The organism is Pseudooceanicola marinus, assembly GCF_002786295.1.
Lineage (GTDB): Bacteria > Pseudomonadota > Alphaproteobacteria > Rhodobacterales > Rhodobacteraceae > Pseudooceanicola > Pseudooceanicola marinus.
The window spans coordinates 315,544-334,668 of record NZ_PGTC01000015.1; the positions used below are offsets into that span (position 1 = coordinate 315,544).

21 protein-coding genes and 1 tRNA gene are annotated in these 19,125 nt (G+C 66.4%); 15 read left to right on the forward strand and 7 right to left on the reverse strand.

The features are described from left to right. Positions 1 to 40 precede the first annotated feature (40 nt). The 7 genes from CVM50_RS10785 to CVM50_RS10815 all read left to right on the forward strand — a co-directional run bounded on the left by CVM50_RS10785 (position 41) and on the right by CVM50_RS10815 (position 6,259). A complete protein-coding gene (locus CVM50_RS10785; protein ID WP_085888989.1) occupies positions 41 to 1,027 on the forward strand; it encodes a branched-chain amino acid ABC transporter permease in 987 nt (328 codons plus the stop codon). A gap of 92 nt (positions 1,028 to 1,119) precedes the next feature. Then, the gene (locus tag CVM50_RS10790; protein ID WP_085888988.1) at positions 1,120 to 1,335 is read left to right on the forward strand and encodes a hypothetical protein; all 216 of its coding nucleotides are present in this window, start codon (positions 1,120 to 1,122) and stop codon (positions 1,333 to 1,335) included. After that, a complete protein-coding gene (locus CVM50_RS10795) occupies positions 1,332 to 1,541 on the forward strand; it encodes a hypothetical protein (RefSeq protein ID WP_085888987.1) in 210 nt (69 codons plus the stop codon). The genes CVM50_RS10790 and CVM50_RS10795 overlap by 4 nt, the downstream gene beginning before the upstream one ends. A 3-nt stretch (positions 1,542 to 1,544) precedes the next feature. Continuing rightward, positions 1,545 to 2,621, forward strand: coding sequence for a branched-chain amino acid ABC transporter permease (locus CVM50_RS10800; protein ID WP_085888986.1), 1,077 nt, complete (start codon positions 1,545 to 1,547; stop codon positions 2,619 to 2,621). Positions 2,622 to 2,759: 138 nt separating this feature from the next. Next, positions 2,760 to 4,055, forward strand: coding sequence for an ABC transporter substrate-binding protein (locus CVM50_RS10805; RefSeq protein WP_085888985.1), 1,296 nt, complete (start codon positions 2,760 to 2,762; stop codon positions 4,053 to 4,055). A 94-nt stretch (positions 4,056 to 4,149) separates the two neighbouring features. Continuing rightward, positions 4,150 to 4,986 (forward strand): ABC transporter ATP-binding protein, encoded by an 837-nt coding sequence (locus CVM50_RS10810; RefSeq protein WP_085889263.1) that lies wholly within the window; start codon positions 4,150 to 4,152, stop codon positions 4,984 to 4,986. 37 nt (positions 4,987 to 5,023) lie between these two features. Next, a complete protein-coding gene (locus CVM50_RS10815) occupies positions 5,024 to 6,259 on the forward strand; it encodes a phenylacetate--CoA ligase family protein (protein ID WP_085888984.1) in 1,236 nt (411 codons plus the stop codon). 19 nt (positions 6,260 to 6,278) lie between these two features. On the opposite strand, the gene CVM50_RS10820 is transcribed toward CVM50_RS10815, so the two are convergent. The 3 genes from CVM50_RS10820 to CVM50_RS10830 form a co-directional block, all read right to left on the reverse strand. Further along, the gene (locus tag CVM50_RS10820; RefSeq protein WP_085888983.1) at positions 6,279 to 6,515 is read right to left on the reverse strand and encodes a hypothetical protein; all 237 of its coding nucleotides are present in this window, start codon (positions 6,513 to 6,515) and stop codon (positions 6,279 to 6,281) included. Between the two features lie 128 nt (positions 6,516 to 6,643). Continuing rightward, positions 6,644 to 6,769 (reverse strand): type B 50S ribosomal protein L36, encoded by a 126-nt coding sequence (gene ykgO, locus CVM50_RS10825; RefSeq protein WP_012177066.1) that lies wholly within the window; start codon positions 6,767 to 6,769, stop codon positions 6,644 to 6,646. Between the two features lie 78 nt (positions 6,770 to 6,847). Beyond that, positions 6,848 to 6,922 (reverse strand) — tRNA-Val (locus tag CVM50_RS10830). A gap of 191 nt (positions 6,923 to 7,113) precedes the next feature. Between CVM50_RS10830 and CVM50_RS10835 the strand changes: the two genes are divergently transcribed. After that, positions 7,114 to 7,980 (forward strand): N-formylglutamate amidohydrolase, encoded by an 867-nt coding sequence (locus CVM50_RS10835; RefSeq protein ID WP_085888982.1) that lies wholly within the window; start codon positions 7,114 to 7,116, stop codon positions 7,978 to 7,980. Positions 7,981 to 7,999: 19 nt separating this feature from the next. Here CVM50_RS10835 and CVM50_RS10840 read toward each other — a convergent pair whose 3' ends face one another. Beyond that, positions 8,000 to 9,265 (reverse strand): DNA polymerase IV, encoded by a 1,266-nt coding sequence (locus CVM50_RS10840; RefSeq protein WP_085888981.1) that lies wholly within the window; start codon positions 9,263 to 9,265, stop codon positions 8,000 to 8,002. Positions 9,266 to 9,312: 47 nt separating this feature from the next. Here CVM50_RS10840 and CVM50_RS10845 point away from each other — a divergent pair, with 47 nt between their 5' ends. Further along, positions 9,313 to 9,780, forward strand: coding sequence for an NUDIX domain-containing protein (locus CVM50_RS10845; RefSeq protein ID WP_085888980.1), 468 nt, complete (start codon positions 9,313 to 9,315; stop codon positions 9,778 to 9,780). 30 nt (positions 9,781 to 9,810) lie between these two features. Here CVM50_RS10845 and pyrF read toward each other — a convergent pair whose 3' ends face one another. Together pyrF and CVM50_RS10855 are read right to left on the reverse strand one after the other, a co-directional pair. Beyond that, positions 9,811 to 10,524: an orotidine-5'-phosphate decarboxylase gene (pyrF, locus tag CVM50_RS10850; protein WP_085888979.1), complete on the reverse strand. Its 714-nt coding sequence runs from the start codon at positions 10,522 to 10,524 to the stop codon at positions 9,811 to 9,813. Positions 10,525 to 10,611: 87 nt separating this feature from the next. Next, a complete protein-coding gene (locus CVM50_RS10855; RefSeq protein ID WP_143515625.1) occupies positions 10,612 to 10,944 on the reverse strand; it encodes a hypothetical protein in 333 nt (110 codons plus the stop codon). 212 nt (positions 10,945 to 11,156) lie between these two features. Between CVM50_RS10855 and clpB the strand changes: the two genes are divergently transcribed. After that, positions 11,157 to 13,778, forward strand: coding sequence for an ATP-dependent chaperone ClpB (gene clpB / locus CVM50_RS10860; protein ID WP_085888977.1), 2,622 nt, complete (start codon positions 11,157 to 11,159; stop codon positions 13,776 to 13,778). A 531-nt stretch (positions 13,779 to 14,309) separates the two neighbouring features. Here the strand turns inward: clpB and CVM50_RS10870 are convergent. Continuing rightward, on the reverse strand, positions 14,310 to 14,711 hold the full coding sequence (locus tag CVM50_RS10870; protein WP_085888975.1) for a VOC family protein: 402 nt from the start codon (positions 14,709 to 14,711) through the stop codon (positions 14,310 to 14,312). A 127-nt stretch (positions 14,712 to 14,838) separates the two neighbouring features. On the opposite strand from CVM50_RS10870, the gene ychF reads away from it, so the two are divergent. The 5 genes from ychF to CVM50_RS10900 all read left to right on the forward strand — a co-directional run. Then, positions 14,839 to 15,936 (forward strand): redox-regulated ATPase YchF, encoded by a 1,098-nt coding sequence (gene ychF / locus CVM50_RS10875; RefSeq protein ID WP_085888974.1) that lies wholly within the window; start codon positions 14,839 to 14,841, stop codon positions 15,934 to 15,936. Between the two features lie 404 nt (positions 15,937 to 16,340). After that, entirely contained in the window at positions 16,341 to 16,550 is a 210-nt protein-coding gene (locus tag CVM50_RS10880) for a hypothetical protein (RefSeq protein ID WP_085888973.1), read from the forward strand. After that, positions 16,547 to 17,194 (forward strand): hypothetical protein, encoded by a 648-nt coding sequence (locus CVM50_RS10885; RefSeq protein ID WP_085888972.1) that lies wholly within the window; start codon positions 16,547 to 16,549, stop codon positions 17,192 to 17,194. The genes CVM50_RS10880 and CVM50_RS10885 overlap by 4 nt, the downstream gene beginning before the upstream one ends. A gap of 494 nt (positions 17,195 to 17,688) precedes the next feature. Further along, entirely contained in the window at positions 17,689 to 17,967 is a 279-nt protein-coding gene (locus CVM50_RS10895; protein ID WP_085888970.1) for a spike base protein, RCAP_Rcc01079 family, read from the forward strand. Positions 17,968 to 18,043: 76 nt separating this feature from the next. Then, positions 18,044 to 19,125, forward strand: a 1,082-nt coding sequence (locus CVM50_RS10900; RefSeq protein WP_232618221.1) for a phage head spike fiber domain-containing protein, incomplete at its 3' end; no start/stop codon positions are given.

Below are 19,125 nucleotides of genomic sequence, written 5' to 3' on the forward strand. Positions count from 1 at the left end.
AAACACCTGCTGCCCCGCAGCGCAACCGGAGGTCTGAGCCATGCCCGATCAGTTGCTCTTTGCAATGGAAGTCTTCCTCAACGGGCTGATGGCCGGCGTGCTTTACGCCCTCGTCGCCCTGGGGTTCGTGCTGATCTACAAGGCCAGCGGCATCTTCAACTATGCCCAGGGGGTGATGGCGCTGTTTGCCGCGCTGACCCTGGTGGGGATCATGGAAGGGCAGGTGCCCTTCAGCCACCTGATCAACGCGGTCTTCGGGACCGAGATCCATCACTTCGGCTGGCACCTGCCGGCGGTGGTCGCCATTGTGCTGACCGGCGTGGTGATGATCGCGCTCGCCTGGGCGGTGAACCGGTTCATCTTCCGCCACCTTGTCGGGCAGGAGCCGATCATCCTCTTCATGGCGACCATCGGGCTGGCCTATTTCATGGAAGGCGTCGGCGACATCATGTGGGGCGCCGACATCAAGAAGCTGGACGTGGGTCTGCCCCAGGGCATCAACACCTGGATCGACGAAAGCACCTACGAGATCTTCGGTTACGGCTTCTTCATCGACAACCTGGACCTCTGGGCCACCGGCATCGCCGCGGCGCTGGTGATCGCGCTGACCATCTTCAGCCAGTATTCCAAGCAGGGCCGCGCCCTGCGCGCCGTGGCCGATGACCACCAGGCCGCGCTGAGCGTGGGCATCAGCCTGAACTACATCTGGGTGCTGGTCTGGTCGATCGCGGGCTTCGTCGCCCTGGTCGCGGGAATCATGTGGGGCACCAAGTCGGGCGTGCAATTCTCGCTGTCGCTCATCGCCCTGAAAGCTTTGCCGGTTCTTATGCTGGGGGGCTTCACGTCGATCCCGGGCGCCATCGTCGGCGGTCTGATCATCGGGGTGGGGGAGAAACTGTTCGAGTTCGCCATCGGCCCGCTGGTCGGCGGCGCGACGGAGAACTGGTTCGCCTATGTGCTGGCCCTTCTGTTCCTCGTCTTCCGTCCTCAGGGCTTGTTCGGCGAACGGATTATCGAAAGAGTGTAAAGACCCCATCCCGTCGCTGCGCGTCTTTGTCGCGGTGTCGGGCCGGGGCCCCCGGAAAGAGGAGCCGGGGGGCATCATGGAGGAGATTTGACATGAAAGACGTGAAGGGAATCCGCCTGGTCGCCGCAACCGCGTTCTGGGTCGCCTACTGGGGCTTTGTCTTCTGGGCCGCGCGCCCGGGGCACCTGGAGGGGCAGCATCACCTGATCAATGCCGTGATCGTCGTGATCGGCCTGGTCGCCGCCTGGCTGACCTACCTGACGGCCGCGCGCCGCATCACCTGGGCGATGAAGGGAGAGGACGCATGAAGCTGCTGGCCATTTCCAACGTGGTCGCCTGGGGCGCCTTCTGGACCTTCGGCCTGATCGCGCTGTTCGTCGAGCTGGCACGGGGGGAGGTCCTGATCGCCGCCCTGCTGGCCGGCCTGGGGTTCCTGGTGGGCGTCGCCTGCCACCTCGGGCTTTGCAACCGTATCGCGCCGACACAGCGCATCGCACCGAAAGCCGAGGTCTGATCAATGCTTTACCGCGAAGCCGGGGATTTCAAGACCAGCTACCAGGCTGACAACCAGACCTTCCCGATCCGGTTCGACCGGGTGGGTCTGCGCGTCGTGCTGGTGCTGGCTCTGGGGGTGGTGCCCTTCTTCATCAACGACTACTGGGCCAACGCCGTGGCGCTGCCCTTCCTGATCTACGCCATCGCGGCGATCGGGCTGAACATCCTCGTCGGTTTCTGCGGGCAGGTCTCGCTGGGCACCGGCGGCTTCATGGCCGTCGGCGCCTATGCCACCTATAAACTGATGACGGCTTTCCCCGAGGTGTCGATCATCATTCACGTGCTGCTGGCCGGCGGCATCACCGCGGGCGTGGGCGTGCTGTTCGGTCTGCCATCGCTGCGGATCAAGGGCTTCTACCTGGCCGTGGCCACGCTGGCCGCGCAGTTCTTCCTGGTCTGGCTCTTCAACCGGGTGCCGTGGTTCTACAACTACTCCGCCTCCGGCCAGATCAGCGCGCCGGAACGCGAGGTGCTGGGCTATGCCGTCACCGGCCCCAATGCCGAGGCCTGGGTGACCTACCTCTTCTGTCTGCTGTTCCTGATCTTCGCCGCCGTGGTGGCGCGGAACCTGACGCGGGGCACCATGGGGCGCAGCTGGATGGGCATCCGCGACATGGACATCGCCGCCGAGATCATCGGGGTGAACCCGCTGTCGGCGAAACTGTCGGCCTTCGCGGTCAGCTCCTTCTTCATCGGCATCGCCGGGGCGCTGTTCTTCGCGGTCTACCTGGGCGCGGTCGAGGTGGGCGAGGCCTTCGGCATCAACAAGTCCTTCCTGGTGCTCTTCATGATCATCATCGGCGGGCTGGGCCGGATCGGCGGGTCCCTGATGGGTGCGGCCTTCCTGGTGCTGCTGCCGGTGCTGCTGAAGAACGTGCTGGTGGGCAGCCTGGGCTGGCCCACGGACCTGGCGGCGCATCTGGAATTCATGATCGTGGGCGCCCTGATCGTCACCTTCCTGGTGGCCGAACCCCACGGGCTGGCGCAGCTGTGGCGCGTCGCCAAGGAGAAGCTGAGACTTTGGCCTTTCCCGCACTAGGGCGGGCCTGACCGGCGCGCTGCGGGGAAGAGGAGCCCTGCATGCGCCGAGGACGCAAGCCCGGAAGAGGCAGGCGTCGCGACGCCGGGACAGAGGAGCCCCGGCAGATGGACCATCGTTCCAAGGGAGGAGATTGAGATGGCGAAGACGAAGATGAGTGTCGCGGGTGCCGCCCTGCTGGCCGCAGGGGTGATCGCGGGCCCGGCCGCCGCCGAGCTGGTGTTCCCGGACCTGAGCTACCGCACCGGCCCCTATGCCGCGAACGGCATCCCGTTCTCGGACGGTTACCAGGATTACCTGACCCTGCTGAACGAGCGTGACGGCGGCATCGGTGGCGAGATGATCGAGGTCATCGAATGCGAGACCGGCTATAACACCGAGAAGGGCGTCGAGTGCTACGAGGCGACCAAGGGCGAGGGCGCGCTGATCTACCAGCCGCTGTCGACCGGCATCACCTATCAGCTGATCCCCAAGGCCACCGCTGACGGCATCCCGATGCACACGATGGGCTATGGCCGCACCTCCGCCAAGAACGGAGAGGTCTTCCGCTGGGTCTTCAACTACCCGGCCAACTACTGGGACGGCGCCAGCCACGCCATCAACCACATCCTTGACGTGAATGACGGCGACATCAGCGGCAAGACCATCGCGCTGGTCTATCACAACTCCGCCTACGGCAAGGAGCCGATCCGCACGCTGGAGGAGCTGGCCGAGAAGCATGGCTATGAACTGCTGCTGCTGCCCGTGGATCACCCGGGCCAGGAACAGAAGAGCCAGTGGCTCCAGATCCGCCGGGCGAAGCCGGACAACGTGATCATGTGGGGCTGGGGCGTGATGAACCAGGTCGCCATCCAGGAAGCGGTGAACATCCGCTATCCGATGGAGAACTTCATCGGCATCTGGTGGTCCGGGTCTGAAAATGACGTGTTGCCCGCCGGTGATGGCGCCGACGGCTACAAGGCGCTGACCTTCCACAACCTCGGGATGGATTACCCCGTCTACGACGACCTGAAGGAATACGTGGTCGACGCGGGCATGGCCGCCGGGGCCGGCGATCAGTTGGGCACCGCGCTCTACAACCGCGGCATGTATGCCGCGATGCTGGCCGCCGAGGCCGCGCGCACCGCGCAGGAAATCCACGGCACCGCCCAGATCACGCCCGCGATGATGCGCGACGGCATGGAAGCCCTGGAGATGACCGAGGAGAAGATGGCCGGTCTCGGCCTGCCGAACTTCGGCCCGACCTTCAACGTCTCCTGTTCCAATCATGGCGGCGACGGCCTGGGCGCCGTGGCGCAGTGGGATGCGGAGGCCGGCAGCTGGTCGCTGATCACCGACTACGGCCCGTCGGACGGTTCGGTCCTCGATCCGCTGATCTCCGCCGACAGCATGGCCTATGCCGAGGAAAACGGCATCACGCCGGGCTGCGAGTAATCGCGACAGATCCGGGCGGTCCCCCAGGCGGGGGCCGCCCACCCCGTGACGCCACGGAACGAGTGAATTTTCCGGCCATCGGATGGAGGGGCCCATGCTGGACACCGCGATGCAGAAAGACGCGAAGACCGCCGAGACGCTTCTGGAGGTCAACAATATCGAGGTGATCTACAACCATGTGATCCTCGTGCTGAAAGGGGTCAGCCTGTCCGTGCCTAAGGGCGGCATCACCGCCCTGCTGGGCGGCAACGGCGCCGGCAAGACCACCACGCTGAAGGCCATATCGAACCTTCTGGGCAGCGAGCGCGGCGAGGTGACCAAGGGGTCGATCGTCTATCGCGGCAAGCGCATTCAGGATCTGGACCCAGCCAGCCTGGTGAAGACCGGCGTGATCCAGGTGATGGAAGGCCGCCATTGCTTTGAACACCTGACGGTGGAGGAGAACCTGATGACCGGCGCCTACACGCGCTCCGGCAAGGGGGAGATCGAGGCCGACCTGGAGATGGTCTACAACTACTTCCCGCGCCTGAAGGTGCGCCGCAAATCCCAGGCCGGCTATACCTCCGGCGGGGAGCAGCAGATGATCGCCATCGGCCGGGCGCTGATGTCGCGCCCCGAGACGATCCTGCTGGATGAGCCCTCGATGGGCCTGGCGCCGCAGCTGGTCGAGGAGATCTTCGGCATCGTGAAAAGCCTGAACGAGGAGCAGGGGGCCACTTTCCTGCTGGCCGAGCAGAACACCAACGTTGCCCTGCGGTTCGCCCACTATGGCTACATCCTGGAATCGGGACGCGTGGTGATGGATGGCGAGGCCGCCGCCCTGCGGGAGAACCCCGACGTGAAGGAGTTTTACCTCGGCATGTCCGACGAGGGCCGCAAGTCCTTCCGCGATGTGCGCTCCTACCGGCGCCGCAAGCGTTGGCTGAGCTGAGCCTGCCCCTATCCCGATTCTCGCCCCGGAGAGCATGATGACCCGCCATTCCCGTACCCATCATTTCGATGCGCTCGAAACCCGCAGCCCGGACGAACGCGAGGCCGCGATCGCCCGCGACCTGCCGCGCCAGGTGGCCAATGCGCAGTCCCTGCCGGGCGCCGCGCCCGCGCTGGTCGATGTCGAGGCGGGGGCGGTGACAAGCGTCGCGGCGCTGGCCGATCTGCCGGTGATCCGCAAGTCGGACCTGGTGAAGCGGCAGGGGGCCGGGGCGCCCCTGGGCGGGCTGACGGCGCTGCCGCTGACGGGTTTTGCCCATGTCTTCCAGAGCCCGGGGCCGATCTATGAACCGGGGGGCGCCAGCCACGACTGGTGGCGCATGGGCCGCTTCCTGCATGCGGCGGGCATCGGTCGGGGCGATCTGGTGCAGAACTGCTTCGGCTATCACCTGACGCCCGCCGGCATGATGTTCGAGAACGGCGCCCGCGCCGTGGGAGCCACCGTGCTGCCTGCCGGCACCGGCCAGACCGACCTGCAGGCCCGCGCCGCCCATGACCTGGGCGTCACCGCCTATGCCGGCACGCCGGATTTCCTGAAGGTCATCCTGGACCGCGCCGAGGCGCAGGGGATGGAGCTGCGGATCACCAAGGCCGCCGTGGGGGGCGGGGCGCTTTTCCCGTCTCTGCGCGCCGAATACGCCGAGCGCGGCATCGCCTGCCTGCAATGCTATGCCACCGCGGACCTGGGCAATATCGCCTACGAAAGCGACGCGATGGAGGGGATGATCGTCGACGAAGGCGTCATCGTGGAAATCGTCACCCCGGGCACCGGCACGCCGGTTGCCCCGGGTGAGGTCGGCGAGGTGGTGGTGACCACCTTGAACCCCGACTACCCGCTGATCCGCTTCGCCACAGGCGACCTGTCGGCGGTGCTGCCGGGCATCAGCCCCTGCGGGCGCACCAACCTGCGCATCAAGGGCTGGATGGGCCGCGCCGACCAAACCACCAAGATCAAGGGCATGTTCGTGCGCCCCGAGCAGGTGGCCGATTTCGTCGCCCGCCACCCGGAGGTCACCCGCGCCCGTGTCGTGGCCGACCGCGAAGGCGAGATGGACGTGATGACCCTGCAGGTGGAGGCCGAGGGCGGCGACGAAGCCGCCTTTGCCGCCAGCGCCACCGACCTGCTGAAGCTGAAGGCGCGAATCGAGGTCCTGTCGCCGGGCAGCCTGCCCAACGACGGGCTGGTGATCGAGGATCGGCGCAAATACGACTGACCCCTTCGCCGGTCCGCGGCTAGTGCGCGCGGTCCGGCGACCAGAGGTACAGCCGTCCGCCCCCTTTCTTGGTGCCCGTATCGCTGACACCGGGCAGGCGTCCGGCGCGGACGGCATCGAGGAAGGCGTGGCCCGCCTTCACCTTGTCGCCGATCCACATCTCATCGAAGCTCGCGCAGATGTCGCGGAAATGAAAAGGGCCCGGCTCCCTCTCGGCCAGCGCGGCGCGCAGGCGGGAAATCTCTTCATCTGTCATGGGGACAGGGTAGGCTTGGGCTGCGGGACGCGAAAGGGGCGGCGGCAAGATGTCGCCGTGCGCGCGATTCCCGAACGCAAAAAGGGCCGCCCGAAGGCGACCCTTTTCGCGTAAAGCTCTGGCAGCTCTCAGCCCTGGCGGGCTTTGAAGCGGCGCTGCGTCTTGTTGATCACATAGACGCGGCCCTTGCGGCGCACGACGCGGCAATCGCGGTGGCGCTGCTTCAGCGAGCGGAGCGAGTTCTTGACCTTCATGGCCTCTCTCCTCATGTCGCGGCGCGGCTAGCGCCAGGTTTCGTGCAGGGAGGCCCGGAGGCGTCCCGATGAATAGAATGGTGGGCGATACAAGGATCGAACTTGTGACCCCTTCGATGTCAACGAAGTGCTCTACCGCTGAGCTAATCGCCCACACTGGCTCGAAAATCTTTGCTTCTGCCCGGTCCGGTCCGACCCATTTCCGGGCCGCTCTGACAAAGAAGAAGCGCGGATAACCGCGCCGGTTCGCGTCCTATAAAAGGAGTCGGCGGGGGGATCAAGGGGCTTTTGGCAATCCTTTTTTGCGCTACTATTCCCGGCATTGCCCAGGAGGTGCCCCGCCCGTGTCCGAACACCCGTCATCCTACGCGCTGTACCGGCCCGAAAGGCTGACGACCAGCGTGGTTTTCGCCTCGCCCCATTCGGGCTGCGACTACCCGGCGGACCTTATGGCGCGAACCCGGCTGGACGCCAGGATGATCCGCAGCTCGGAGGATGCCTTCGTCGACCGGCTCTTCACGCCGGCGGTAGACTATGGGGCGGCGCTGCTGTGCGCGCGGGTGCCGCGGGCCTATGTGGACCTGAACCGCTCCGCGGATGAACTGGACCCGGCCCTGGTCGAAGGCGCCAGGCGGCGCGGGCATAATCCGCGCATCGCCTCCGGTCTGGGAGTGATTCCCCGTGTCGTGGCGGGCGGGCGGCCGATCTATCAGGGCAAGATCTCCCTGCAGGAGGCCGAAGCGCGGCTGGATCGCTGCTGGCACCCCTATCATGCCACCTTGCAGACCCTTCTGGCGGAGGTGCATCGCGGGTTTGGCGAGGCGGTGCTGATCGATTGCCATTCCATGCCGCATGAGGCGCTTGATTCGATCCGGCGCAATTCGCGCCGGCGGCCCGACGTGGTGATCGGCGACCGCTTCGGCGCCTCGGCGGACAGCCAGCTGGTGGACCGGATCGAGGGCGCTTTCGTCGGCGCCGGGCTGACGGTGATCCGCAACGCGCCCTTCGCCGGGGCCTACGTGGCGCAGCATTACGGGCGTCCGGCGCGGCGGCGCCATGCCGTTCAGGTGGAGATCGACCGCGCGCTCTACATGGACGAGGCGCGGATCGAGCCGCGCGCGGATTTCGACGCTTTCGCCGAGGTAATTCGCAGTGTCATCGCGGATCTGGCGGAACTGGGCCGGCGCGACATGCCCCTGGCCGCCGAATAGCCTTCGCCACCTCCTACGCTTAGCGCAGCGCCCGGCCCTTGCGGATCGCATCCTTGCCGAATCGCGCGCGGATCTGGTCCGAGGCGCGTTCGGCGGCAGTGCGGCGGCCTGCATCCGGGTCCAGCAGGTCGCCCGAGCGGTCGGCATCGGCGGCAGGGCCCAGGTCGGTGACGCCCACGCCGATCAGCCGGTAGGGGCCACGGTCGGTCAGCTTGTCGAACAGCCCGCGCGCCTCGCGGTAGATCCGGTCGGCCAGCTGGGTGCCGTCACGCAGCCCGGTGCGGCGGGTCAGAAGCGAGTGATCGGCGCGCTTCAGCTTCAGCACCACGGTCCGGCCCGCGATCTCCTTCGCCTTCAGCCGGTCGGAGACCTGTTCGGCCAGCCGCCAGAGGTGCCCGTCCAGCAGATCCGGATCACCGATGTCCTCGAAGAAGGTGGTTTCGTTCGACACGGATTTCACCGGCGCATGCGGCGACACGCGGCGGCGGTCCTCGCCGCGCGACAGGTGGTATAGCCGCGTGCCCATGGAGCCGAAACGAGCCACGAGGTCCGTATGCTCCCAGCGTCGCAGATCCTCGATCGTGTGGATGCCGGCGCGGTCCAGCGAGGCCTGGCCGGCCGCTCCCACGCCCCAGATCAGGCTGACGGGTTTCGGGCCGAGGAAGTCCATCGTTTCCGCCTTGCCGATCACCGCGAAGCCATGCGGCTTGTCGAGATCCGAGGCGATCTTGGCCAGGAACTTGTTGTGCGACAGCCCGATGGAGCCGGTCACCCCCAGCTCGTCGCGCATGCGTTTGACCAGTCGCGCCAGTTGTACGGCGGGCGGCGTGCCATGCAGCCGGGCGGTGCCGGTCAGGTCGAGGAAGGCCTCGTCCAGCGACAGCGGCTCGATCGCGGGTGTGAGCTCCTCCATCATCGCGCGGATCTGGCGCGAGACCTCGACGTAGCGGGCCATGCGCGGGCGGATGACCACTGCGTCCGGGCAGAGCTTCATCGCCTGGAACATCGGCATGGCGGATCTGACGCCGCGGATGCGGGCGACGTAGCAGGCGGTCGATACGACGCCGCGCCTGCCGCCGCCGATGATCACGGGCTTGTCGGCGAGAGAGGGATCATCGCGTTTCTCGACCGAGGCATAGAAGGCGTCGCAATCCATATGCGCGATGGACAGCGAGAACAGCTCCTCATGGCCCAGGCAACGGGGCGAGCCGCAGGCCGGGCAGCGCAGCCGCCCCGAGGCGCTGGCGGTGAAACTGTGCAGGCAATCGCGACAGAGGACATCCATGGCGGACTCGGCTGGGACGGGATGAGGGAAGATGATAGACCGCCACCATGACGAGCGAAACAGCCATTCCCGCGGCGGCGCTGGATCGCGCAAGGGCCTTCTCGGGGGCCAAGGCGGCGGTCTTCTTCGGCGGCCAGATGGCCGTGCTGCTGCGCGACGACCGGCCCGACATCCCCTATCCCGCCATGTGGGATCTGCCCGGCGGTGGTCGCGATCCGGGGGAAAGCGCGGTGGATTGCGTGATCCGCGAGGCGCAGGAGGAACTGGCGCTGGATCTGGTGCCCGGTGATCTGTACTACGGGGCCATGCACGAAAGCAGCGGCGGTCAGGAGGTGTGGTTCTTTGCCGCCCATCTCGCCCCCGGGCGGGCGGCGGACCTCAGGCTGGGCGATGAAGGGCAGGCCTGGCAGTTGATGAGTGCCGAGGCCTTCCTGTCCCACCCCCGGCACATCCCCACCCTGGGCGCCCGGCTGCGCCTCTATCTGGGCTGGCAGGGGCGGGGCGACCTCGGCTGAGGCGCCACCGCATCTGGCCGTAGGGGGGACTCAGAGCCCGCGCAGTTCCGAGACGATGGCCTGGGCCGCGGCCCGGGGATCCTCGGCGCGCCAGACGGGGCGGCCGACCACCATGTGATCGGCACCGGCGGCCACGGCGGAGGCCGGGGTGGCGATGCGTTTCTGGTCATCCGAGGCACTGCCCGCCGGGCGCACGCCGGGGGTCACGATCAGCCGACCGTCGGAGGAGGGCAGGGCGCGGATCGCCGCCGCTTCGTTGGGGGAGCAGATGATGCCGTCGGCGCCCGCCTCCAGCGCGCGGTCGGCGCGTTCCACCACCAGGTCGGGCACATCCCCGGCGACCATCATGCCGTCGTCCAGATCCGCGCGGTCAAGCGAGGTCAGGATGGTGACGCCCAGGATCTTCAGGTTGCTGCCGGCGGCCCCCTGCTTGGCGGCACGCACCACGTGGGGGTCCCCATGGACGGTCAGGAAATCGAGGTCGAACTGCGCGATGCCGCGCACCGCGTTCTCCACCGTCTGACCGATGTCGAACAGCTTCATGTCCAGGAAGATGCGCTTGCCATGTTCCTGCTTCAGCTCGTTGGCCAGGGCCATGCCGCCGCCGGTCAGCATGCCGAGGCCGATCTTGTAGAAGGAGACCGCGTCGCCGATTGTCTTGGCCAGTTCCAGCCCCTGTAGGGCATTGGGCACGTCGAGGGCGACGATCAGGCGGTCGTCGGCGGGCGTCTGGGTCTGGGTCATGGCTGTCTCCGCGATTTTCCCCCTGTTGGGCCAGAGGGCGGCGCAGGTCAAGCCATGCAGGGCCCGCAGCGCGACCGCGCGCCGCGATCAGGCCGCGCGGTTGAGCAGCCGATCCCACAAGGCAGACGTCGCGGCCTGCACCTTGGGCGGGACATGATCGAGAAGCTGCTCACGGCGTTGAGCGCGAAACTCCGTCCGGCCCCGGGCGTGATGGCGGCAGGCCATCTCGGCCAGGCTGCGCGTCACCGTTTCATAATCCGCGTCCATCGGGGCCCGCAGGGAGACAGGGTAGGTGAAGACCTCGCCCGCGTCATGCAGCGCCACCGCAGCCTCGAAGGCGCGCGAGGCTGGGTTGTAGCGGATCGTGGCGATCCGGGTCAGGTAGTCGGGGGTGGGCTGGTCCTTTTCCATCTTGGGCATCTGGGCCTCCTTCATCCGGCGCCACATCCGGCGCGCTTGCAGAAGAAACGAAGGGCGCGGGCGCCGGGTTCCGTTTTTGCGCCGGAATGGGCGTAATCCCGCTTGAACAAGGCCATACGCATCCCCATCTCATTCTCGTGAGGTCCCGGACCTGTGCATGCCTCGAAGAGGGTGCGAAACGACTCGGGACGCTTGGGAAAAGGAGAAATGCCATGGACTTGTCGAAGTTCACGGAGCGGTCGCGGGGGTTCATCCAGGCGGCCCAGACCATTGCCATTCGGGAAGGCCATCAGCGCCTGGTCCCGGAACACATCCTCAAGGCACTGCTGGACGATGACGAGGGGCTGTCGGCCAACCTCATCCGCAAGGCGGGCGGCGACCCGGCGGCGGTGACCCAGGCCTGTGACCTGGCCCTGTCGAAGATCCCGGTGGTCAGCGGCGATGCCGGCCAGACCTACATGGACAATGCCACCGTCAAGGTTCTGTCGGAGGCCGAGAAGGTCGCCAAGCAGGCCAAGGACAGTTTCGTGCCCGTCGAACGGCTGCTGACCGCGCTGGCGCTGGTGAAATCCGGTGCCAAGACCGCGCTGGAGGCCGGCGGCCTGAGTGCGCAGAAACTGAACGCCGCGATCAATGAGATCCGCAAGGGCCGCACCGCCGATACGGCCAGCGCCGAAGACACCTTCGAGGCGCTGGAGAAATATGCCCGCGACCTGACGAAGGCCGCCGAGGAAGGCAAGATCGACCCGATCATCGGCCGCGACGACGAGATCCGCCGCGCCATGCAGGTGCTGTCGCGCCGGACCAAGAACAACCCGGTGCTGATCGGTGAGCCCGGCACGGGTAAGACCGCGATTGCCGAGGGCCTGGCCCTGCGCATCATCAACGGCGACGTGCCCGAGAGTCTGAAGAATAAGCGCCTGCTGGCGCTGGACATGGGCGCGCTGATCGCCGGGGCGAAATACCGGGGCGAGTTCGAGGAACGGCTGAAATCCATCCTGTCGGAGATCGAGGCCGCCGCGGGCGAGATCATCCTGTTCATCGACGAGATGCACACCCTGGTCGGCGCCGGCAAAACCGATGGCGCCATGGATGCCGCCAACCTCATCAAGCCTGCCCTGGCCCGTGGGGAGCTGCACTGCGTCGGCGCCACCACGCTGGACGAGTACCGCAAGTACGTCGAGAAGGACGCCGCCCTGGCCCGCCGGTTCCAGCCCGTCATGGTGGACGAGCCGACGGTCGAGGACACGATCTCGATCCTGCGGGGCATCAAGGAGAAATACGAGCTGCACCATGGTGTGCGGATCTCGGATAGTGCCCTGGTGGCCGCGGCGACGCTGTCGAACCGCTACATCACCGACCGGTTCCTGCCCGACAAGGCGATCGACCTGGTCGATGAGGCCGCCAGCCGTCTGCGGATGGAAGTGGACAGCAAGCCCGAGGAACTGGACCAGCTCGATCGGCATATCCTGCAACTTCAGATCGAGGCCGAGGCCCTGAAGAAAGAGGACGACGCTGCATCGAAGGACCGGCTGGAGGCGCTGGAGAAGGAGCTGGGCGATCTGCAAGAGAAAGCCGACGCGCTGACCGCGCGCTGGCAGGCCGAACGCGACAAGCTGGCCGGTGCGCGCGAGCTGAAGGAACAGCTGGACCGCGCCCGGGCCGATCTGGACATTGCCAAGCGGCAGGGCGATCTGGCGAAGGCCGGGGAACTGTCCTACGGCGTGATCCCGCAGCTGGAAAAACAGCTGGGCGAGGCGGAAGCCGCCGAAGCCGAGGGTGAGGTCATGGTCGAAGAGGCCGTGCGCCCCGAGCAGATCGCGTCGGTCGTCGAACGCTGGACGGGCATCCCGATGGCCAAGATGCTGGAGGGCGAGCGCGAGAAGCTGCTGCGCATGGAAGACGGCCTGCACAACCGGGTCATCGGCCAGAACGCAGCCGTGAAGGCGGTGTCCAATGCCGTCCGCCGGGCGCGTGCCGGTCTGAACGATGAGAACCGCCCGCTGGGGTCCTTCCTGTTCCTCGGGCCGACCGGCGTCGGCAAGACGGAGCTGACGAAGGCCGTGGCCGAGTTCCTCTTCGATGATGACAACGCCATGGTGCGCATCGACATGAGCGAGTTCATGGAGAAACACTCCGTCGCCCGTCTGATCGGGGCCCCGCCGGGCTACGTCGGTTATGACGAGGGCGGTGTTCTGACCGAGGCCGTACGGCGGCGCCCGTACCAGGTGGTGCTGTTCGACGAGGTCGAGAAGGCGCATCCGGACGTGTTCAACGTGCTGCTGCAGGTGCTGGATGACGGTGTGCTGACCGATGGTCAGGGCCGTACCGTGGACTTCAAGCAGACGCTGATCATCCTGACGTCGAACCTCGGCGCCCAGGCCCTGTCGATGCTGCCCGACGGCGCCGACAGCGGTGATGCCAAACGTGACGTGATGGACGCGGTGCGGGCGCACTTCCGCCCCGAGTTCCTGAACCGGCTGGACGAGATCATCGTCTTCGACCGCCTGCATCGGCAGGACATGAGCGGCATCGTGGATATTCAGTTGTCGCGGCTGGAGAAACGCCTGGCCGGCCGGAAGATCCGGCTCGAACTGGACGCGGATGCCCGCAAGTGGCTGGCCGACGAGGGCTACGACCCGGTGTTCGGCGCCCGGCCGCTGAAACGGGTGATCCAGCGCGCGCTGCAGGATCCGCTGGCCGAGGCCCTGCTGGCCGGCGAGATCGGCGATGGCGCCGTGGTGCCGGTCACTGCCGGGGCCGAGGGGCTGATCATCGGCAACCGCGTCGGCACCTCGGAGCGGGATACGCCGGACGAGGCCACGCTGCACTGATCCGGCGGCAAACTGAAACAGGAAGGGGCGACTCCGCTGGGGCCGCCCCTTTCTTTGGCAGGATGATGTGCGCCGGTGCCCGGTGGGGACGGGCGGTCAGGCGTCGCGCAGCACCTCCATCGGCACGGCCTCCAAGGCGGAGACCACGAAGGTCTGCTCGCCCCGCAGGAACAGGGGCTGCCGGACCGCGCGCCGCAAGGGGGGCGCTGATCCTCGACGTGCGTGACCTTGGACGGTGGTCACCGCCTGGGCCCTCTGGACCTGACGTTGCACGGAGGGCGAGTCCGTCGCCGTGGTGGGCGTCGAAGGAAACGGCCAGTCCGAGCCGGTCAACCTGCTGATGGGTCTGTCGAGGCCCACGGACGGGCTGAACGCCACCACAACCGCAAGGTCACCGACTGGACCACCCAGAAACGCCTGGCCGCCGGGATGGCCCATATTTCCGAAGACCGCCGGGCCTCCGGCGTCGCCAGTGACGTGGCCGCGCCGCAGACTCCGCGTCACGCCGCTATCATGCCTTTATCGACGGCCTCAGCGATCACAGTTGATCATCCAGGGCACGCCGAAGCGATCCCGGCAGGTGCCGAACCCCTGGGCCCAGAAATTCGGGGCGAAGGGCAGGATCACCTCGCCCCGGTCCGACAGCCGCAGGAACAGGTGATGGGCGATGCCGGGGTCCTCGTCGTCGATCTCGATCGCGAACCCCATGTAGTCGACCGCCGCCTCGGGACCGTCCCGGTCCGAGACCATGATCTCGGCGTAGGAGGAGGTCATGTGGCCGTGCATCAGCCAGTGATGCTTCTCCCGGGGCAGGGGCGGAGGTTCCGGCATGTCGGCATAGGTCAGCACATGCTCGACCTCACCGCCGAGCACTTCGGCATAGAAATTCAACGCGCTGCGCGCCTGGCCGTTGAAGAACAGGTAAATGGACATCTGAAAAATCCCGGTCTCGTCTCCGCAACGGAGAGAGCCCCAACAAGGCCCATCATATCACGGATCGGCTTGCGACAAAGCCCCTTGGGTCTTATGAGGCGCAGGAACCTTAGATTGGAGTAACGCCATGGGCTTCAGGATGGGCATCGTGGGGCTGCCGAACGTCGGCAAGTCGACCCTGTTCAACGCGCTGACCAAGACCGCCGCGGCCCAGGCCGCCAACTTCCCCTTCTGCACGATCGAACCGAACGTGGGCGAGGTGAACGTGCCGGACCGCCGTCTGGACACGCTGGCCGAGATCGCCGGGTCGAAACAGATCATTCCCGCGCGGATGACCTTCGTCGACATCGCGGGCCTGGTGAAGGGGGCCAGCCAGGGCGAAGGCCTGGGCAACCAGTTCCTCGCCAACATTCGCGAAACCGATGCGATCGCCCATGTGCTGCGCTGCTTCGAGGATGGCGACATCACCCACGTCGACGGTCGGGTGGACCCGGTGGCCGATGCCGAGGTGATCGAGACCGAGCTGATGCTGTCGGACCTGGAAAGCATCGAGAAGCGCCGCGCCAACCTGGTGCGCAAGCTGAAGGGCAACGACAAGGAAGCGCAGCAGCAGGACCGCCTGCTGGCCGCCGCCCAGGCCGCGCTGGAAGACGGCAAGCCCGCCCGCGTGGTCGAGGTGGACGCCGAGGACCTGAAGGCCTGGAAGGGCCTGCAGTTGCTGACCACCAAGCCCGTCCTCTACGTCTGCAACGTGAACGAGGAAGACGCGGCCGCAGGCAACGCCTTCTCCAGGGCCGTGGAAGAGATGGCCGCCGCCCAGGGCGCCGGCACCGTTCTGATCTCCGCCCGGATCGAGGAGGAGATCTCCCAGCTCGACGCCGAGGAAGCGGAGATGTTCCTGGGTGAGATGGGGCTGGAAGAGGCTGGTCTCGACCGTCTGATCCGTGCCGGCTATGATCTGCTGCACCTGGAAACCTACTTCACCGTCGGTCCGAAGGAGGCGCGCGCCTGGACGATCAGGCAGGGCACCCTGGCGCCCCAGGCCGCCGGCGTCATCCACGGTGATTTCGAGAAAGGCTTCATCCGGGCCGAGACCATCGCCTTTGACGACTACGTCGCTTGCAAGGGCGAAAGTGGCGCCAAGGAAGCGGGCAAGATGCGCGCCGAGGGCAAGGCCTACGAGGTGAAGGACGGCGACGTCCTGCATTTCCTCTTCAACACCTGAGGACCTCCACCGGTCCGCGCCCTCAGGTCCTGCAATATCACGAGCCGCCCCGCCCCGGGGCGGCTTCGTCGTTTCCGGCCCCTGGCGTCTGTCCCTGGCCCCTGCCTACGACTGCTGCCGGCCCCTCTTTTCGGCACCCGGGACTTTTTGCCAATCGCGGCACTTTCGCCTTGTACTCTCCGGGTTTGCTTGGATATACGCGTCGGCGGAGACGTGGCCGAGTGGTCGAAGGCGCTCCCCTGCTAAGGGAAACGAATTTCCCGATTTAATCCCATAAAATCAAATATTTGCTGGGCCTTTCCGGAAATGGTGCGCCAGTTGCGCGCCAGTTTGCGCGCGCACGTTTCGCGCACGTTTGCCGCGCCAGTCTTTCCGCATCCGATTTCAACATGGGGTGCTAGGACATGGCGGCAGCAACTTACGACTTTCGTATCAATCCGAGCTTTGACCCGGCCTTTCTGGCTGCGGTCGGGGCGGTGGCGGATGGCCTTGAGGCAGCAGCGGTGAAGATGGCCGAGGCGGCCGAGGAGCTTCGCGGCTCGATCGAGCAGGTGGCGGCGTTCGCGGCCGAGCATCCTGAGACCGCAGGCGAGCAGAAGGGGGGCGACGAATGACGCGCTCTTTGCCCTCGATCGAGGAACTGCGGCACGCCCGCGATGTGGCGCATAACTGCGGTCGCTATCAGGAGGCCCTTGGCCTCGCCTTCGAGATCGGTCGCCGCGTGATGGATGCGCCCGAGGCGATCGAGGCGGCGGCTTTGATGCGGATGCCGGCTTTTGTTCTGGTCTCTCCTGTTGCTGTCGCCGCCCGCCTCGGCCAGCGTCTCGAGGGGATCGACTATGAGGATCTCGCCTTTCGCCTGGATCTGGTCTCCGTGGTCATGGGCTGGCGCTTCGGAGGGGAGGTCCGGCCCGGTGCCCTGCACGTTGCCGCTCCGGCCGATCACTGGCCGAAGCGGATCAGCGCCCCTTGTCCGGTGCGGCTGGTCACGCTTTCGCAAGCTCGGGCGCGCGCTGGTCTGGTGGAGGATCCGGCAGATGCGCGCGCCGTGGCCGGCGATATTCAGGGCCCCGAGTTTGGTGCGTGGGTGCGGGACCGCGTGACGACCCTTTGCGGCGCGGTGGTGGCCCGATCGGAGGATATGGCCGGCGCGCGCTTTGTGCGAGTGCAGCCGCGCGCCGTCGATGGCCGTGTCCCGGCGCCTTCATGGGTGCCTCTCGATCGCATCCAACCTCTCGCACAAGTGGGGGATCTCTGATGCAGGCTTGTCTTCAATGCGTTGGTTCGATCGCGGCTCTTGGCGCACTCACGGCCGAGCATATGCCGGAGCAATTCCGCACACACAGCCTCTTCCGCCTGCGCGCGTGCCTACGGCGCGCGGGCCTGACGTGGCCCGGCCTCGAGGTTTTGATCGAGGAAGGCACGGGCCAGATCTCGATTGCTGGCCGGCCAGTGGTCGAGGATCCAAAGATCCCGTTGGACGTTCTCGCAATCTGCGGTGCCAGCCAAGATGCGAAGGGGCGCCGCGAAATTCGTGCTGCGATCGGCCTGACGGGTTCGGCCCAAAGGGTTGCGGTCTCATTCCTGGACCGCCGCCGCGCATCCGCTGTTGCCGCTGCCGAACGTGCCAGCCGAGGGCGTGTGCGGCTTCGGCCGGGCACTTCCGGTTAACTTCGGCGCGAAAATCGACCGCGCAGGTCTAGGGCGACCTGCGCGGGCATTGCTGTTCTGTTCCCTCAAGGAGTGTTTCCTATGAATGATCCCTATTCTGACGAGGCGGCCACCTCTTCGACCCTTGGTCTCAAGGGGGGTGTAATTGCTCCGTCCGACGGGTCGGATCTGGCGCCGATTGCAAAGGCGGTGGTCGTCACTGACGTGACGGCTGGCGCCGATCTTGTCGTCCTGCCGGCCGGAAACGAGGATGGCGCTTGGGTGCCTTTCCATGGTGTCTCTGTGGGCTTCGTCCCGCCGTTTCGGGTGCGTCGCGTCTCGGAAGATAGCACGGCCGTAGTGGCCGCTGTTTGGGGGTGATCTTATGCCCCTGACGTTGGAAAGCCGGCTTACCCTTCCAGCTATTGTTGGGCGGGCGAGTTCCTGGATCTCGGGCGTGCCCGAGGCCCGCAATGCGCACCTCTACCTGTCGCCGGAAACCGGCCGCTACGTGCGGGCCGGCGCCCCGGCGTCCTTCTCGCAAATGGGCACGTTTGAGGCCGCAGGCACGCGCTATGAGCGCACCTCCGGCGGGGCCTATCTGCCACGAGGAGTGGACGTGCCGCGTCTCGCGGACTTCGGGTCCGGGGAGCGTCGGTGGTTTCTGACGGGGGAGTACACGAACGCGCTCCGGTGGTCTGAGGACATGACCCAATCCGCGTGGGTTAAAAACAATGGCGCCACTGTCGAGCCAGGAGGGATATTGAGCCGCCTGGGGCTGCCCTGCGCCAAGATCAACATTCCGCCTGGTGGGGACCAAAAGCTGCGACAGTTCGTCGACGTGACTGCTGTGCCGGACGGCACTCCGATCACGTACTCTTTCGAGGCGCACGTCGACGGGCCTCAGACCGTTGCTGTCCGCCCTTTCAGCGATGGTGCCGGGTTCACGGGTGGGCAGCAAGACTTCGACCTCGACCCCGGTTGGAATGAGCTTTCCATGACAGTGGGTAAGCCCGCTGGTGCCACCGCCGTCTACTTTTCGGTTATGGGTGAGCAGAGCGCGTACAGCTACCACATGGCGGCCGCGAACCTCACGGCTACGCCTATTCGAACGGCGCCGGTCATTACCGAAGGCAGCGCGGTGACCTCTGCCCCGGAGCTCTTCAACTCGGACCTGTCGGGGTTCGACCTGTCGGGCGGCGTCTGGGTGTTTTTCGACGGCGCAATGTACGGAACCAATGAGCCGTTCCCGCCATATTTCACCATCCAATCCGACGTGAACAACCGCCTCACCGTGTTCCAGAATACCGCGAACGGTGTGATCCGCGCTCTACAGACGTCCGCCGGGGCGGGCGAAGGAATAAACGGGCCTGTCGTTCCGCCCGGCGACCCTGCGAAGTTCGCGGTGAGGTTCGAGCCGGATAACATGGCGTTCATTGTCGGCGGCGTAACCGCCGGGACGGTGGCCTCGGTCGGATATCCAGCCGGACTTTCTGATTTTCACCTCGGCGCTCGGGATGCAGGCGGGGCTGGCAAGCC